This is a genomic window from Pseudomonas sp. (assembly GCF_049300855.1).
Lineage (GTDB): Bacteria > Pseudomonadota > Gammaproteobacteria > Pseudomonadales > Pseudomonadaceae > Aquipseudomonas.
The window spans coordinates 59,891-77,116 of record NZ_JBAQKH010000006.1; the positions used below are offsets into that span (position 1 = coordinate 59,891).

Sequence of the window (17,226 nt, forward strand, 5' to 3'; positions counted from 1 at the left end):
GGCCCAGGACGGGTCATGCACGGGATGCCGCTGCTCGCTGTTACGGCGAGACAACGGCAGAGAAAGGCTGCGCGTTATCTTGCCGAGAATCTGCCGGTTACCGAGACCGGCCGACAACTGTCACTCGAACAAGTACCCACTGTGGGTCTCCGCTATTGATGAAAACGCGCGAAGCTTACGCCCCGATGATTGGAGAGTAAACCCGCAAAGGGAAGTGTGTCGGGGAATGTAGCGGATGTTCAGGAAGGGTTCAGGATGATCGTTCCCACGCTCTGCGTGGGAATGCAGCCTGGGACGCTCCGCGTCCCTTCCAGAAGCCGAACGCGGAGCGTCCGTTGAGGCATTCCCACGCAGAGCGTGGGAACGATCTGGTTCAGGCAAAGTGGATTCAGCTGGCAGTCGCCAACAGCAAATCCGCCATCGACCGATGCCCACGGTTCTTGCCGTGTTCATACAACGAACCGGCAATTTCGTCCGCACGAATCGGCAGCACCGACAGCAGCGTGTCGCTCAGACCATGGCTGGCCTGGCAGAAGCCCTGCATGTAGATGCCGGCCTTGCAGCGCTCGTCGGTGATCAGCTTGTAGTTGCGATCAACCTCGAAATCACCCAGGTATTCTTCCAGCGGTGCCAGCAGTTTGCGGTGCATCTGCCGTTCGTAGCCGGTGGCCAGAACAACCGCGTCGTAATTGCGCACAGTGACTTCGCCAGTGGCGTTGTTGCGCACAGCCAGCTCGATACCGTTCTCGGTGGCGGTGGCTTTCTCGACGGTAGTCAGGGTACGGAACGCGTGACGGGCAACACCCGAGACTTTCTGACGATAGAAGATGCCGTAGATGCGCTCGATCAGGTCAATGTCGACCACCGAGTAGTTAGTGTTGTGGTACTCGTTGACCAGACGCTCACGCTCGGCGCTGTTCTGCTGGAACACCAGGTCGGTGAACTCCGGCGAAAACACTTCGTTGACGAACGGGCTGTCGTCGGCAGGCTTCAAGGCCGATCCGCGCAGGATCATGTCGACCTGTACCGACGGGAATGAATCGTTCAGGTCGATGAAGGCTTCCGCCGCGCTCTGCCCGCCACCGATGATCGCAATGCTCATCGGCTGATTGTTCACGCACGGCTGCTTGGCCATTTGCGACAAGTATTGCGAATGGTGGAACACCCGGGTGTCGCCCTTCAGCGCCTTGAACGCCTCGGGAATACGCGGCGTGCCACCGGCGCTGACCACCACCGAACGGGTGGTCCGCACATGCTGCTGGCCATCGCTGCCACGGGAAATCACGCGCAGCGCTTCAACCTGATGGTTGTGCAGCACTGGCTCGATGGTCAGCACTTCTTCGCCGTAACGGCTCTGCTCGGTGAACTGCCCGGCGACCCAGCGCAGGTAGTCGTTGTACTCCATGCGGCACGGATAGAAGGTGCCGAGGTTGATGAAGTCGACCAGACGACCGTGATACTTGAGGTAATTGACGAACGAGTACGGGCTGGTCGGATTGCGCAGGGTCACCAGATCCTTGAGGAAGGAAATCTGCAACTCGCTCTGCGTCGACAGGGTGTTGCCGTGCCAGCTGTAGTTGGCCTGTTTGTCGAGGAACAGCACATCCAGCTCGCCCTGAGTCGGGCCGCGCTCTTGCAGAGCGATGGCCAGCGCCAGGTTCGAAGGGCCGAAACCGACGCCGATCAGGTCGTGAACGATGGGCGATGCAATTGCCTGTGTCATTTCCAGTGTCCTCTGGATGAACCCCTCAACGCGGGGATAAAGCCTGGGTGGCCTGACCGGCCTGAATCAGGTCAGCAGGTCGTCTGTTGAGTAGGAACGAGGACGATGCAAGGAAATTTAATGAGCAAGGATCAATGGGCATCCCATTGTTTGATGCGCAAGCGGCAATGTTTCATGGCGTTGACGATGTGCTTTTCCACCAACGCCTTGGAAATCCCCAGGTGCTCGGCAATTTCCGAATGGGACAGACCTTCGATCTTGCGCAGCAGAAAACTTTCCCGGCAGCGCGGCGGCAACTCGGCCAGCGCGCGCTGAAGCATCTCCAGACGTTGACCATGGTCGAGGGTGCCATGGGGCGACGGGGTGAAATAGCGTTCTTCGCTGTCCAGCACATCAAGCGATTCGACCTGGCGCAGGGCGTTGCGTCGATGATCGTCGATGACCAGATTCAATGCCGTGCGATAAAGGAAGGCGCGCGGTTGTTCGATCGGCGTGTCGCTGGAGCGCTCCAGTACCCGCACATAAGCGTCATGCACCACATCTTCGGCCACCTGACGGTTGCCCAGCTTGGCGTTAAGGAAACACACCAGCTCGCGATAGTAGTTTTCCAACATGACTCCCGACCGCATCGATGCAGTTCCTGTCCTTGAGCACACTGATCCGGCCACGGAATACGCAGTAGCAAGATAGTGGCAACTTGAGGTGCGTAATTTATAGTAATTCTCATATAGATTTAAAGAGCTGTTTCCACATCCGCCCCAAATAGTCGCGTCTGGCTACCTGTTACTTGATGTGTACGGCGCTTAAATTCCCTTGTGCATTCATCGTTTACAGGACAGCTCCCCGTATCTGTCGTGCCATGCGACAGCGTTCAGCGCCCCTGCACGCCTGTGCAATAGCCGAATGACGGGCCGATTCCACTGGCCGGAACCCTGCATGAAACGTCCCCGCCCCGCTCGACGCGCCCTGTTCGCCGCCCTTTGTCTGATTCCCGTGATCGCCGTTGCCGCGTGGCAAGTGCTGCCGCCCGGGCGCGACGCCCTCGCCACGGTGCAGGTGACGCGCAGCAGTATCGAAAACAGCGTGACCGCACTGGGCACGTTGCAGCCACGTCGTTACGTGGATGTCGGTGCGCAGGCGTCCGGGCAGATCCAGAAGATTCATGTCGAGGCTGGCGATACGGTCAAGGAAGGCCAGTTACTGGTAGAGATCGATCCGTCCACGCAAAAGGCCAAACTGGATGCCGGGCGGTTTTCCATCGAAAACCTCAAGGCGCAGTTGCAGGAACAACGCGCCCAGCACGACCTCGCGCAACAGAAATACCAGCGCCAGCAGAAGCTCGCCGCCGGTGGCGCCACCCGTGAGGAAGACGTGCAGACGGCCCGCGCCGAAGTCCGCGCGACCCAGGCCCGCATCGACATGTTCCAGGCGCAGATCCGTCAGGCTCAGGCCAGCCTGCGCAGTGACGAAGCGGAGCTCGGCTACACGCGCATTTATGCACCGATGAGCGGCACCGTCGTCGCCGTCGGCGCCCGCGAAGGCCAGACGCTCAATGCGCAACAGCAAACCCCGCTGATCCTGCGCATCGCCCGGCTCTCGCCGATGACCGTATGGGCCGAGGTTTCGGAAGCGGACATCGGCCACGTCAAACCCGGCATGACTGCCTACTTCACCACCCTCAGCGGCGGCAGCCGACGCTGGAGCAGCACCGTACGACAGATTCTGCCAGTGCCGCCGCGCCCGCTCGAACAGAGTCAGGGTGGCAGCCCCACCAGCGGTCGCAGCGGCAGTGAACGCGTGGTGCTCTACACCGTGCTGCTCGACGTCGACAACGCCGACAACAGCCTGATGACCGACATGACGGCACAGGTGTTCTTTGTGGCGCAACAGGCGCAAGACACCCTCACCGTGCCCAGCGCCGCCCTGCAACCGGGCTCACGCCCACAATGGCAACGGGCGCAGATCGTCGCCGCCAATGGTGAAATCCAGGCGCGTGAAGTGCGCATCGGTATCAGTGACCGCTTGCGCACACAAGTGCTTGAAGGCCTGGTCGAAGGCGATCACATCCTCAGCGCGCCGGCCACCGGCAGCGGAGGCTGAATGCAAACCCCACTGATTGACCTGCGGCAGATTCGCAAAGCCTACGGCGGCAATGACAGCCCGCTGGTGGAAGTGTTGCGCGGTATCGATCTGTCGATTCATGCCGGCGAATTCGTCGCCATCGTCGGCGCGTCCGGCTCCGGCAAATCGACATTGATGAATATCCTCGGCTGCCTCGACCGCCCTACCAGCGGCGAATACCGATTTGCCGGTGAAGACGTCGCCCAGCTCGACAGCGATGAACTGGCCTGGCTGCGCCGCGAAGCGTTCGGGTTTGTGTTCCAGGGTTATCACCTGATTCCGTCCGGTTCCGCCCAGGAAAACGTCGAGATGCCGGCCATCTATGCCGGCACCCCGGCCGCCGAACGTCACGCCCGCGCCAGCGCCTTGCTGGAGCGGCTCGGCCTCGGCAGCCGCACCGGCAACCGCCCGCATCAGCTTTCCGGTGGTCAGCAGCAACGGGTGTCGATTGCCCGGGCGCTGATGAACGGCGGCCACATCATCCTCGCCGACGAACCCACCGGCGCCCTCGACAGCCACAGCGGCGCCGAGGTCATGACCCTGCTCGATGAGCTCGCCAGTCAGGGTCATGTGGTGATTCTCATCACCCACGACCGCGAAGTCGCACAACGAGCCAAGCGCATCATTGAAATTCGTGACGGGCTGATTATCAGCGACACCGCCGAACAGCCGTCAGCCCCACCGCGCAGCGCCAACCCCGGCGCCCTGCAAGCGGTGGACCTGCGCCAGCGCCTGAGTACCGGCAGCACGCAGACCGGCGCGTGGAAAGGTGAGCTGGTCGACGCCGTGCAAGCGGCGTGGCGGGTCATGTGGATCAATCGCTTTCGCACCGCGCTGACACTGCTCGGGATCGTCATTGGGGTGGCCTCGGTGGTGGTGATGCTGGCGGTGGGCGAAGGCAGCAAACGCCAGGTGATGGCGCAAATGGGCGCCTTCGGCTCCAACATCATTTACCTCAGCGGCGCCGCACCCAACCCGCGCACACCACCGGGCATCATCACCCTCGACGACGTCGCCGAACTGGCAGCCCTGCCCCAGGTGGAGCGCATCATGCCGGTCAACGGCTCGACCGCCGGCGTGCGTTTCGGCAATGCCGACCACAGCAGTTACGTCGGTGGCAACGACACCAATTTCCCGAGTATTTTCAATTGGCCGGTGGTCCAGGGCAGTTACTTCACCCAGGCCGATGAAGACAGCGCCGCCGCCGTGGCCGTGATCGGCACCAAGGTGCGCGACAAGCTGCTCAAGGATGTCGCCGACCCGATCGGCCAATACATCCTGATCGAAAACGTGCCGTTTCAAGTGCTCGGCGTTCTCGCGGAAAAGGGCTCAAGCTCGGGTGATTCCGACAGCGACAACCGCATCGCCGTGCCCTACTCGGCAGCCAGCACGCGCCTGTTCGGCAGCCGTAATCCGGAATACGTGGTGATCGCCGCCAAGGACGCACGCAAAGTCAAAGACGCCGAGCAGGCGATCGAACAGGCGATGCTGCGTCGGCACAACGGCAAAAAGGATTTCGAACTGACCAACAACGCCGCGATGATTCAGGCCGAAGCACGCACGCAAGGCACGCTGTCGCTGATGCTCGGCGCGATTGCCGCGATCTCCTTGCTGGTGGGTGGCATCGGCGTGATGAACATCATGCTCATGACCGTACGCGAACGCACCCGGGAAATCGGTATCCGCATGGCCACCGGGGCGCGCCAGCGCGACATCCTGCGCCAGTTTCTCACCGAAGCGGTGATGCTCTCGGTGGTCGGCGGCATTGCCGGCATCAGTCTGGCGATGCTGGTCGGCGGCGTGCTGTTGCTCAGCGGCGTGGCCATCGCATTTCAATGGCTGGCCGTGATCGGTGCGTTCGCCTGCGCGCTGGTCACCGGCGTCCTCTTCGGCTTCATGCCTGCCCGCAAGGCTGCCCGGCTCGACCCGGTCACGGCCCTTACCAGTGAATGATCGATCTATGAAAGCGCCACTGACCATCCTTGCCGCCAGCCTGTTGCTGGCGGCCTGCAACAGCCCTGCGCCGCGCCCCGACAGCGGCTTGCAGCCACCGGCCGCGTGGCAATCGCCTGACCTGCCCGGCGCCGTGCAGAGCAACCGCCAATGGTGGACGCAGTTCGGCAGCCCCGAGCTTGATCGACTGGTCGAACAGGCGCGACTGGGTAGCCATGACCTCGGCGCTGCTGTTGCGCGGGTCAGGCAGGCCCAGGCCAGCGCGACGATTGCCGGCGCCCCGCTGCTGCCGGAAATCAAGGCCGGTCTCAATGCCAACCGGCAGAAACTGTTGCACGGCAAAGGCTACAGCCAACTCGACGTCAGCCCGGATAATCGCTCGCTGGATTATTACGACGCCGAGCTGAGCGCCAGTTACGAAATCGACTTCTGGGGCGGCAAACGCGCGGCCCGCGACAGCGCCGTGTTCGGCGTACAGGCCAGCGAATTCGACCGCGCCACCGTCGAACTGACCCTGCAAAGCGGCGTCGCCAACAGTTACACCCAGGCCTTGGCGTTGCGCGAACAGGCGCGGATTGCCGAGCTCAATCTGGCCAACGCGCAAAACGTCCTGCACCTGGTGCAAACCCGCTTCGACGCCGGCAGCGCCACCGCACTGGAACTGGCCCAGCAAAAAAGCCTGGTCGCCGAACAGCAGCGCAAATTGCCGCTGGTGCAGCAACAGGCCCGCGAAGCCCTGATCACCCTCGCCGCCCTGCTCGGTCAACCGGTGCAGGCAGTGTCGGCACCGCAACAATCATTCGAACAGTTGCAGTGGCCGAACATCGCCAGCGGCGTGCCCAGCGATCTGCTGAGCAGGCGTCCGGACATCGCCAGCGCCGAGGCCAAACTGGCGGCCGCTCAGGCTGACGTCAGCGTGGCCCGCGCCGCCATGCTGCCGAAAATCACCCTCACCGCCAGCCTCGGCACCGGCGCCGATCTGGCGGCGGACCTGCTGCGCACCACGTTCTACAACCTGTCCTCCGGCTTGACCGCGCCGATCTTCAACAACGGCCGCCTGAGCGCCGAACGCGACAAGGCCAAGGCGCGTCAGGACGAACTGCTGGAAACCTATCGAGGGGCGATCATCAATGGCTTCGCCGACGTCGAAAAAGCCCTGAGCAGCATTCGCGGCCTCGATGAACAACGCCAGTGGCAAAGCGAAGAACTGAGCCAGGCGCAGACCGCGTTCGACATTGCGCAAAGCCGTTATCAGGCCGGTGCCGAAGACTTGCTCACCGTACTGCAAACCCAGCGCACGCTGTATGCCGCGCAGGACCTGAATGTGCAACTGCGCCTGTCGCGCTTGCAGGCCAGCATTGCCCTGTACAAGGCGCTGGGCGGGGGTTGGCAGGTTATCTGACAGCGAATGATCGACTGGGCTGACGCCTTCGCGAGCAAGCTCGCTCCCACAGGAATCTGTGGCGCCCCCCTGTGGGAGCGAGCTTGCTCGCGAAAGCGCCAGGTCAGGCAAGCAATATCCACAGGCAAAAAAAATCGCAGCACCAGGCTGCGATTTTTTTTGCGCTTAGAGTTGCCGCCCTTTCACTTTCAGATGCCGGGCATACCACGGTCGCTGCGGCACTTTGCGGAACAGGTCGGCCATGTTGTCTTCATCGCCAAAGGTGATGCGCAATGCCAGCTTCATGGTTTCCGGGTCCATCTCCACCGAGCGACCGATTTGCAATCCCGGCACGGTACTGCAGCCATGGGTGTCCGGCCCCAGCCAAGGATCATCGACCTCAACCCAGCGCCCCGGCGCAAACCACGGCACACCGTTGACTTCCAGCCGGCTGACTTCGCCCGGGTGAAAGCGCTCGTGGGCGCGGAACCAGTCTTCGATGCGGTCATCGATCCAGCCGTGGAAACGCCAGAACACCGGGTTCACATGGGAGGAAAACGGGTCGCCGAGGAAGTCGTTTTCCGGCGCATACCAGCGCGCCGCGAAGTCCGCCTGATCGCGCGCCATCGGCACCGGAATGTCGTTGGACGGATCCCGTGCCACCGACGCCCAGCGCATGTGCAGCCAGTCGTGCAGACCCAATTCGACTTCCGAGCCGAACTGACCGAGGCTGAGTTTCGCCAGGTAGCGCGGGTCGCGGTACTGCGATTCCCAGACCTGGAAATTACTGTGGTAGGTCTCGGCTGCCTTGATGTCGCTGACCCACTTGGTGTATTCGTCGTCACCTTCGGTCAGCCAGGTGGGTGGCAGTGCGTCGCCATCGTGATTGTCGAAGTAACGGGCGAAGCCCTGGCGGTCGCGTTCCAGCTCCGGCTGCGGCATCGGGAAGGCCTGCCATGACGGCAGATCCTGCATCGATCGGGCCTTGCCGAGCATGTGCCGGTGCATGAAGAAAAAGTCGACGCCCGAGCCGTTACGATCCTTGCTGGGGCCACGGGCATCGCGCTCTTTGTCTCGCGGCCCAGGCTGCCAGCCGATACCGCGCAGGGCGTCGCGTTTTTTCTCCGAGAGCTTGTGCCACTTGTCGCGGCTGGCGTGCCAGAGTTGGTGGAACAAGCGATGCTGCGGCGCGACCAGCCACGCCAACAGCATCGGGTTCAACCCGGTGCGCTCGCGGGCCTCGGGAAAACGTCGCTTGATGGCGATGAAATGATTGTCCAGTTCGGGCAGCGCCAACGGCCGATCCAGGCGCAGCACTTGCCCGGTGAACGTACCGCTGCCGGCATTGCCGAACGCGGCCCAGACTTCGTCGAGTTTGACTTTGAATTCGTAGACCGGCGGCGCGTGCGGCGCGTCGGTGCGCATTAAACGCCAGTACAATTCGGCGCCGTTGCCCGGCGCCAGATCGCCGATCACTTGGTAACGCGCAGGTTCTGCAGAGCGCAGGTTGGCGCCGGTATCGAGACACCCGCGCAAGCCGCGACCACGGTGGGCAATGTCGAGAAACAACTCCAGGCCTTCGCGTGGCAAGCCATCGAGCCCCGCCGCAGATCCGCTGAAACGGATATCCCAGACGCCGCGCAGGTTGTCCGCCAACTGTTGCCCGGCGGTATCGGCCAGATCGACCGTGGCCTCGCCCGGGGTGATCGGAAACTCCTCGCGGGTCAGCTCACGATGTGCATAAAAAGCGGCAGGCAGCGCGGCGCCCGTGAGTGCCATGCCCGCCATGAACCAGCGTCGAGAGATCGTCATTGCCCTACCTGTGTCAGCCATGAAGCAGGCTTTATCCAAGCTAGAACGTTTGCTCGCCGGGGAAATTTACGGCCCCGGCAAAAGATCGCTACGCGCCCTGAGCGCTTTTCCTGCGCGCGACTAAATTACCCGCCCGGCCACTCGTTCCTCCCAGATAGCAAAGGCCCCTGCGCCTGCACCTCGACGGCGAACCTGAATGAGATGGCAATGACAAAACCGCGTTCGAAAAAGGCTCTATTTATCGGCCTGCCGCTGGCCTTGGCGATCAGCGCCGGCGCAGGGTTTCTGGCTTGGGATTACTGGTTTCGGGACAACCCTGGCTACCCGGTAAAAGTGATGAAACAGGCGACCGAGTTGCAGGACCGCATTCTCTCCTTCGACAGCCACATCACCGTACCGCTGAGTTTCGGTGCCCACGGCAACGAAGCCGACAAGGACGGCTCCGGCCAGTTCGACCTGATCAAGGCCAATCGCGGGCGCTTGTCGGGCGCCGCGCTGACCGTGTTCGGCTGGCCGGAAATGTGGAACGGCCCGAACGCCCCGCACCGCCCGACCGAAGGTTTTGTCGAAGAGGCCCGCAACCAACAGGAAGTGCGCTACAAGATCATCACCGGCATGGTCCGCGACTTCCCCAATCAGGTCGGCATCGCCTACACCCCGGATGATTTCCGCCGTCTGCATGGCGAAGGCAAGTTTGCGATTTTCATCAGCATGCTCAACGCCTATCCGCTGGGCAACGACCTGAGCAAACTGGACCTGTGGGCCGGGCGCGGCATGCGCATGTTCGGCTTCAGCTACATCGGCAACAACAGTTGGGCGGACTCGTCGCGCCCGCTGCCGTTCTTCAATGACTCGCCGGACGCCCTCGACGGCCTCTCCGATATCGGCAAGCAAGCGGTGCAGCGCTTGAACGATCTGGGCGTGATCATCGACGTTTCGCAGATGTCGACCAAAGGCCTGGAACAGGTTGCACAGCTGAGCCGCACACCGTTGGTGGCCTCGCACTCGGCGCCGCGTGCGGCGGTGGATATTCCGCGCAACCTCAGCGACAAGGAATTGCAGCTGATCAAGAACAGCGGCGGCGTGGTTCAGGTGGTCGGCTTCTCGCAGTACCTCAAACCGCTGACTCAGGGCACGCAGGACAAACTCAATGCCCTGCGCGCACGCTTCGATCTGCCGCCGTTGCCAAACCTGGCCATGGCGCTGATGCCGGGCGACCCGATCATCACGGCCTGGTCGGAACAGAAACTCGGCCAGTACGCCAGCGGCCTCTACGGCATTCTTGAAGAAGAACCGAAAGCCACCCTCAAGGACCTCGGCGACGCCATCGATTACACCGTGCGCAAGATCGGCATCGACCATGTCGGCATTTCGTCCGACTTCAACGACGGCGGCGGCATCAAGGGTTGGGAAAACGTTGGCGAAATCCGCAACGTCACCGCCGAACTGATCCAGCGCGGCTACTCCGAAGCGGACATCGCCAAGCTGTGGGGCGGCAACTTCATGCGCGTCTGGGATCAGGTGCAGAAAGCCGCAAAACCGGCACTTATTTCCCGCCAGGACACTGCCAAGCCATGACAGACCGCCGGACTTTTCTGAAACAGGCTGGCGTGGTCGCGGCCGCCCTGCCGTTTGGCGCCAGCCTGACAGCGCCGGCCATGGCGACGACCACCCCCGTGGCATCCGCGAACAAATGGACGCAATTGCGCCAGTTGTTCGATCAGGATCCGCAGGCGATCCACCTCGCCAATTTCCTGATTACCTCCCATCCCAAACCCGTGCGCGAGGCCATCGAACGCCATCGCGCCGCGCTCGACCTGAACCCGGGGCTGGCCATGGACTGGGATTTGGGGAGCGACGAACAATTGCAGGAAAACGTGCGGGTCTGGGCCGGCAAATACCTGCAGGCCAAACCCGGCCAGATCGCACTCACCGGCAGCACCACCGAAGGGCTGGCGATGATTTATGGCAGCGTGCAGGTGCGCCCTGATCAGGAAATCCTCACCACCGAACACGAGCACTATTCCACGCGCAACATCCTCGATTTCCGCAGCCGCCGCGATGGCACCCGGGTGCGCAAACTCAGGCTGTTCGACAACCCGCAAAGCATTTCCCTGGATCAGGTGCTCGACACCATCAACCGCAACATCCGCCCCGAGACCCGCGTACTGGGCATGACTTGGGTGCATTCGGGCAGCGGTGTGAAATTGCCGATCAGCGATATTGCGCGGCTGGTCGATGAACACAACCGTCAACGCGACGATAAGGATCGGCTGATTTACGTGGTCGACGGCGTGCACGGCTTCGGTGTCGATGACCTGAGTTTCCCGCAGATGAACTGCGACTTCTTCATCGCCGGCACCCACAAATGGATGTTCGGCCCGCGCGGCACCGGCATCGTTTGCAGCCGCAGCGAAGAGCTGAAATACGTCAGCCCGAGTGTGCCGACGTTCTCCGAAGCCACCTCCTTCGCCACGATCATGACCCCGGGCGGTTATCACGCTTTCGAGCATCGCTGGGCGGTGGACGAAGCGTTCAAGTTGCACCTGCAACTGGGCAAGGCCGAGGTTCAGGCGCGCATTCATCAACTCAACGGCTACCTGAAGCAGCGCCTGCGCGAGCACGCGAACATCGAACTGGTGACCCCGCTCGATCCGCAGTTTTCCGCCGGTTTCACGTTCTTCCGGGTCAAGGGTCAGGACAGCGATGCAGTGGCCGCCTACCTGATGCAAAACCGGGTGATCTGCGATGCGGTCAGCCGCGACGTCGGCCCGGTGATTCGCACGGCGCCCGGCCTGCTCAATAACGAAGCCGAAGTGGACCGCTTCATGGCCATCCTCGGCAAAAAACTGCGCGCCTGATCCTTCGCCTCCCGTTTTCCTTTCACAGAGACGACTCATGAAAAAGCCTCACGCCTCTTTCACCTTCAAGGCCTTGCCCGTGCTGGCCCTGACCGCGCTGTGCGCCGCCCTGCTGCCCGGTGCGGCTCAAGCGGCGACACCGCCGGCGCCGGGCAAAGTGTTCAAGGACTGCAAGGACTGCCCGGAAATGGTCGTGCTGCCGACCGGCACCTTCACCATGGGCACCCCGGACGACGAAGTCGGTCGCGAGCCAGACGAAGGCCCGCGCCACGACGTGACCTTCAGCAAACCGTTCGCCATCAGCCGCTTCCAGGTGCTGGTCGGCGAGTGGGACGCGTACGTGCGCGAAACCGGCAACAAGCCTTACGACTTCGATGATCGCCCGGGCCGCCGCTGCACCGCAGGCAAACCGGAATTCAAACAGAGCGCCCGCGACCCGGCCGTGTGCATGAACGTCGCCGAAGCGCAGGGCTACATCGACTGGCTGTCGAAAAAGACCGGCCACGCGTATCGCCTGCAAAGCGAATCGATCCGCGAGTATGCCGCACGCGGCGGCAGCACCGGGCCGTTCCCTTTCCCGTTCGATGAAGGCAACAACTACCAGATCTCCAGACACGCCAACACTTACGGCGCCGCCGACGGTTACAACTTCACCTCGCCGGCCGGCACCTTCCCGGCCAACGCCTTCGGCGTTTACGACGCCCACGGCAACGTCTACGAATGGACCGCCGACTGCTATCACAAGGATTATTCCGGCGTGCCCAACGACGGTCGCCCATGGACCCAGGACAACTGCGAACGCCAGGTCATGCGTGGCAACGACTGGGGCGAGGCGCCGGTGTTCTCGCGTTCCGGCAACCGCAACAGCAGTTGGCCGACCAGCAAAGGCGACTGGCTCGGGTTTCGTGTAGTGCGCGACCTCTGATCCTGCCTGCCACGACCGCAGCCCCGCCTGCGGTCGTTTAAAGAAAGTCCGTGACCATTCGTTTTCCTTAAGTACCGGCACTCCCTCCGCACCGAAGCAGGAATCCTCCATGACCAAGCCTACGCGTGGGGCGATCAACGAATTGTTCGCCTTGCTCAAGCCCTTCCGCCTGATCGTCTCTGTGTCCATCGTGCTCGGCATGATCGGCGGCCTGAGCGTCACCGTGCTGCTGGCGACCATCAACAATGCCCTGCACTCCGACGACGGCCTGACCCGCACCGTGGTGATGATTTTCGCTGGCCTGTGTGCATTGGCCTTGCTGACGACGATTCTGTCCGACATCGGCACCAACTACGTCGGCCAGCACATCATTGCCAAATTGCGCAAAGAGCTGGGGGAGAAAGTCCTGTCGGCGCCGATCGACCAGATCGAACGCTATCGCAGCCATCGGTTGATCCCGGTGCTGACCCACGACGTCGACACCATCAGCGACTTCGCTTTCGCCTTTGCCCCGCTGGCGATTTCCATGACCGTCACGCTCGGCTGCCTCGGCTATCTGGCCATGCTGTCCTGGCCGATGTTCCTGATGATGCTGGTGGCCATCGCCATCGGCACGACCATTCAAGCGATTGCCCGGGCCAAGGGCATGCGCGGTTTCTACGCCGCACGCGACTCCGAAGATGAACTGCAAAAGCACTACAACGCGATTGCCGAGGGTGCCAAGGAACTGCGCATTCATCGCCCGCGTCGTCAGCGCATGTTTGTTGCCGGAATTCAGAAAACCGCCGAGAAGATCTGCGACACCCAGATCAAATCCATCAACACTTTTGTGATCGCCAAGTCCTTCGGCTCGATGTTGTTCTTTGTCGTGATCGGTATGGCGCTGGCCCTGCAATCCTTCTGGCCCAGCGGCGACAAAGCGGTGATGAGCGGCTTCGTCCTGGTGCTGCTGTACATGAAGGGGCCGCTGGAGCACCTGGTCAGCACGTTGCCGATCATCAGCCGTGCGCAGATTGCCTTCCGTCGCATCGCCGAACTGAGCGAACAATTCTCCTCGCCCGAGCCGCACCTGCTGCTGGAAGACCAAGGCAAGAAACCCGGTGCCGTCAACAGCCTGGAACTGCACAACGTGCGTTACGCCTTCCCGCCCGTGGAAGGCAGCGAACCGTTCCGCCTGGGGCCGGTCAACCTGCGCATCGAACAGGGCGACATCGTGTTCATCGTCGGTGAAAACGGCTGCGGCAAAACCACGCTGATCAAACTGCTGCTGGGCTTGTACGCGCCAACCGAAGGCGAAATCCGCGTCAACGATCAGCCGATCACCGCGCTCAACCGCGATGACTACCGGCAGAATTTCACGACGATTTTTGCCGACTACTACCTGTTCGACGATCTGATTCAGGGCGACCGCGAAGTCCCGCAGGACGCCACCCGCTACCTCGAACGTCTGGAAATCGCGCACAAGGTCAGCGTGCGTGACGGCGCGTTCAGCACCACCGATTTGTCCACCGGCCAGCGCAAGCGCCTGGCCCTGGTCAATGCCTGGCTGGAAGAGCGTCCGGTGCTGGTGTTCGATGAATGGGCGGCCGATCAGGACCCGACCTTCCGACGAATTTTCTACACCGAGCTGCTGCCTGACCTCAAACGTCTGGGCAAGACCATCATCGTCATCTCCCACGATGACCGTTACTTCGACGTCGCCGATCAACTGGTGCGCATGGAGGCCGGCAAGGTCAGAAGCGAACTGCAAACCGCTTGATCGACGAGGCCGTGGCCAGACCGGAAAAATAATTTTCCGGTTTGCCGCGGCTTCCTCGTCTTAATGAGATGAATAAGAACCATTAACAACTATACCTGCCAAGGTCTTAACCTCATGTCCGCATCCCGTTTCATGCTTCGCCCTCTGACTCGAGCCCTGCTGATGCACGGCGCGACACGCACTCGACTGGCCGGCACCGGCCTTGGTCTGGCACTGACACTCACGGCAGCGCCGTATGTCCAGGCCCAGCAATGGACCCTGAACATCCCGTCGCAGCCACTGGCTCAAGCCCTGCAAACCCTTGGCCAGCAGACCAGCCTGCAAATCATCTACAGCCCGGAAAGCCTGCAAGGTTTGCGTTCGACCGCGCTCAACGGCCGCTACCAGGATGATGAGTCGCTCAAGGCGATGCTTAACGGCACCGGCATCCGCTACCAGCGTGACGGCAACACCGTGACCCTCCTCGGCCCGGCCACCGGCAGCGCGATGGAACTGGCCCCGACCAACGTCAACGCCAGCCGCCTGGGCGCCACCACCGAGGGCAGCAACTCCTACACCACCGGCGGCGTGACCATCGGCAAGGGTGAGCACTCGCTGAAAGAAACCCCGCAGTCGGTCACGGTGATGACCCGCAAGATGCTCGATGACCAGAACCTCAACACCATCGAACAAGTGATGGAAAAGACCCCGGGCATCACCGTGTATGACTCGCCCATGGGCGGCAAGTATTTCTACTCCCGCGGTTTCCGCATGTCCGGTCAGTACCAGTACGACGGCGTGCCGCTGGATATCGGCAGCAGCTACGTGCAGGCCGACAGCTTCAACAGTGACATGGCCATCTATGACCGCGTGGAAATCCTGCGTGGCGCGGCCGGCATGATGAAAGGCGCAGGCGGCACCGCCGGTGGCGTCAACTTCGTGCGCAAACGCGGCCAGGACACGGCGCACACGCAACTGTCGCTGTCGGCAGGCACCTGGGACAACTATCGCGGCCAGGTCGACACCGGCGGCCCGCTGAACGACTCCGGCACCATCCGTGGTCGCGCCGTGGTCACCGAACAGACCCGTCAATATTTCTATGACGTGGCCAGCCGCAAAGACCAGATCTACTACGGCGCCCTGGACTTCGACCTCAGCCCCGACACCACGCTGGGTCTGGGTTTCGCCTGGGAAGACGTCGACGCCACGCCATGCTGGGGCGGCCTGCCGCGTTACGCCGACGGCTCCGACCTGCACCTCAAGCGCTCCACTTGCCTGAACACCGCGTGGAACAACCAGCGCAGCAAACGCGCCACCTACTTCGCCGACCTCAAACACCAGTTCAACGATGACTGGTCGCTGAAAGTCGCCGGGGTGTACTCGCGCAACACTCAGGACATGGAATACGCCTTCCCGAGCGGCGCGGTCCCGGTCGGTGCCACCGCCACCAACACCCTGATGCTGGGCAGCATTTACGACTACGACCAGCGCGATTACGGCTTCGATGCCTATGTCGACGGCAAATTCGACGCCTTCGGCCAGCAACACGAACTGACCATCGGCGCCAATGCCAGCCGTTCGCACAAGGATGACTTCTACGCCGTCGCCGCCCTGCCCCAACGGCAGAACGTGCTCGACCCCAACCACCACATCCCGCAACCGGACGAAAGCTACTACCTGGCCAACGCCTCCCGTGGCGGCCCGGTGGACATGCACATCAAACAATACGGCGCCTACTCCATCGCCCGCCTGAAACTGGCTGATCCGCTGACCCTGGTATTGGGCAGCCGTGTCAGCTGGTACAAGTCCGACACCGATTCGGTGCAGTACTTCCGTGGCGAAGGCACCCCGGTCGACACCAAGTCCACCGAAACCGGCCAAGTCACGCCGTTCGCCGGTGTGCTATATGACCTCAACGACAACCTGACCGCCTACGCCAGCTACACCGACATCTTCACCCCGCAAGGCGCCTACAAGACCATCGATGGCAGCACCCTCAAGCCATTGGTTGGCCAGAGCTACGAGCTGGGGATCAAGGGCGAGTGGTTCGACGGTCGTCTGAACAGCTCCTTCAACCTGTTCCGCACCATTCAGAAAGATGCCGCCCAGGATGACCTGCGTTGCGAGGACAGTTCCTGCTCGATCAACTCCGGCAAGGTTCGCGCCCAGGGCTTCGAGGCTGAAGTCAGCGGTGAAGTGATCGATCGCCTGCAATTGCTCGCCGGTTACACCTACACCCAGACCAAAGTGCTGGAAGATGCCGACGCCACGCAGGATGGCGTGGTCTACAACTCCTACGTACCGCGCCACTTGCTGCGTGTGTGGGGTGACTACAGCCTGAGCGGGCCGCTCGATCGCGTGACGATCGGTGCGGGTGTCAACGCGCAGACGGGCAATTACCGTACTTCGCCTTTGGGCGGTGACAACATTGATGGCGCCGGTTATGCGGTCTGGAACGGTCGCATTGGCTACCGTATCGATGACACCTGGTCGGTGGCGCTTAACGGGAATAACCTGTTTGACAAGCGTTACTACTCGACGATTGGTACCGAAGGGTTCGGTAACTTCTATGGTGATCCGCGTAACTTCGTGATGTCGGTCAAGGCTGATTTCTGATTGGGTGTGATGTGAGAGAGCCCCGCTTTGGCGGGGCTTTTTTTGGCCTGTTGGTCTTGGCGGCCTTGGGGCCGACCATGCTCCTTGGGTTTTGGG

General features: G+C 62.0%; 11 protein-coding genes. 8 read left to right on the plus strand and 3 right to left on the minus strand.

What is annotated here, in order from left to right; all coding sequences use genetic code 11:
- Window positions 1-388: 388 nt before the first annotated feature.
- Window positions 389-1,723, minus strand: coding sequence for a lysine N(6)-hydroxylase/L-ornithine N(5)-oxygenase family protein (locus WA225_RS01690; protein ID WP_422606625.1), 1,335 nt, complete (start codon window positions 1,721-1,723; stop codon window positions 389-391).
- Between the two features lie 131 nt (window positions 1,724-1,854).
- Window positions 1,855-2,337 carry a sigma-70 family RNA polymerase sigma factor gene (locus tag WA225_RS01695; RefSeq protein ID WP_422606636.1) on the minus strand — a complete coding sequence of 161 codons (483 nt, stop codon included), beginning with the start codon at window positions 2,335-2,337 and terminating at the stop codon, window positions 1,855-1,857.
- A 322-nt stretch (window positions 2,338-2,659) separates the two neighbouring features.
- Between WA225_RS01695 and WA225_RS01700 the strand changes: the two genes are divergently transcribed.
- Genes WA225_RS01700 through WA225_RS01710 form a run of 3 tightly spaced genes read left to right on the plus strand, consistent with a single transcriptional unit; the run spans window position 2,660 to window position 7,199 of the window.
- The gene (locus WA225_RS01700) at window positions 2,660-3,823 is read left to right on the plus strand and encodes an efflux RND transporter periplasmic adaptor subunit (protein ID WP_422606626.1); all 1,164 of its coding nucleotides are present in this window, start codon (window positions 2,660-2,662) and stop codon (window positions 3,821-3,823) included.
- Complete coding sequence (locus WA225_RS01705; RefSeq protein WP_422606627.1) at window positions 3,824-5,797, plus strand: MacB family efflux pump subunit; 1,974 nt, start codon at window positions 3,824-3,826, stop codon at window positions 5,795-5,797.
- A gap of 7 nt (window positions 5,798-5,804) precedes the next feature.
- A complete protein-coding gene (locus WA225_RS01710) occupies window positions 5,805-7,199 on the plus strand; it encodes an efflux transporter outer membrane subunit (RefSeq protein ID WP_422606628.1) in 1,395 nt (464 codons plus the stop codon).
- Window positions 7,200-7,364: 165 nt separating this feature from the next.
- Here the strand turns inward: WA225_RS01710 and WA225_RS01715 are convergent, their stop codons facing one another.
- Window positions 7,365-8,990: a PvdJ/PvdD/PvdP-like protein gene (locus tag WA225_RS01715; protein ID WP_422606629.1), complete on the minus strand. Its 1,626-nt coding sequence runs from the start codon at window positions 8,988-8,990 to the stop codon at window positions 7,365-7,367.
- A 207-nt stretch (window positions 8,991-9,197) separates the two neighbouring features.
- Here WA225_RS01715 and pvdM point away from each other — a divergent pair, with 207 nt between their 5' ends.
- The 5 genes from pvdM to WA225_RS01740 all read left to right on the plus strand — a co-directional run bounded on the left by pvdM (window position 9,198) and on the right by WA225_RS01740 (window position 17,130).
- Entirely contained in the window at window positions 9,198-10,568 is a 1,371-nt protein-coding gene (pvdM, locus tag WA225_RS01720) for a pyoverdine-tailoring dipeptidase-like protein PvdM (RefSeq protein WP_095111778.1), read from the plus strand.
- The gene (locus tag WA225_RS01725; protein WP_422606630.1) at window positions 10,565-11,851 is read left to right on the plus strand and encodes an aminotransferase class V-fold PLP-dependent enzyme; all 1,287 of its coding nucleotides are present in this window, start codon (window positions 10,565-10,567) and stop codon (window positions 11,849-11,851) included. The genes pvdM and WA225_RS01725 overlap by 4 nt, the downstream gene beginning before the upstream one ends.
- A gap of 37 nt (window positions 11,852-11,888) precedes the next feature.
- Window positions 11,889-12,776, plus strand: coding sequence for a formylglycine-generating enzyme family protein (locus tag WA225_RS01730; RefSeq protein WP_422606631.1), 888 nt, complete (start codon window positions 11,889-11,891; stop codon window positions 12,774-12,776).
- A 109-nt stretch (window positions 12,777-12,885) separates the two neighbouring features.
- On the plus strand, window positions 12,886-14,535 hold the full coding sequence (locus tag WA225_RS01735) for a cyclic peptide export ABC transporter (protein WP_422606632.1): 1,650 nt from the start codon (window positions 12,886-12,888) through the stop codon (window positions 14,533-14,535).
- 114 nt (window positions 14,536-14,649) lie between these two features.
- The gene (locus WA225_RS01740; protein ID WP_422606633.1) at window positions 14,650-17,130 is read left to right on the plus strand and encodes a TonB-dependent siderophore receptor; all 2,481 of its coding nucleotides are present in this window, start codon (window positions 14,650-14,652) and stop codon (window positions 17,128-17,130) included.
- Window positions 17,131-17,226 lie beyond the last annotated feature (96 nt).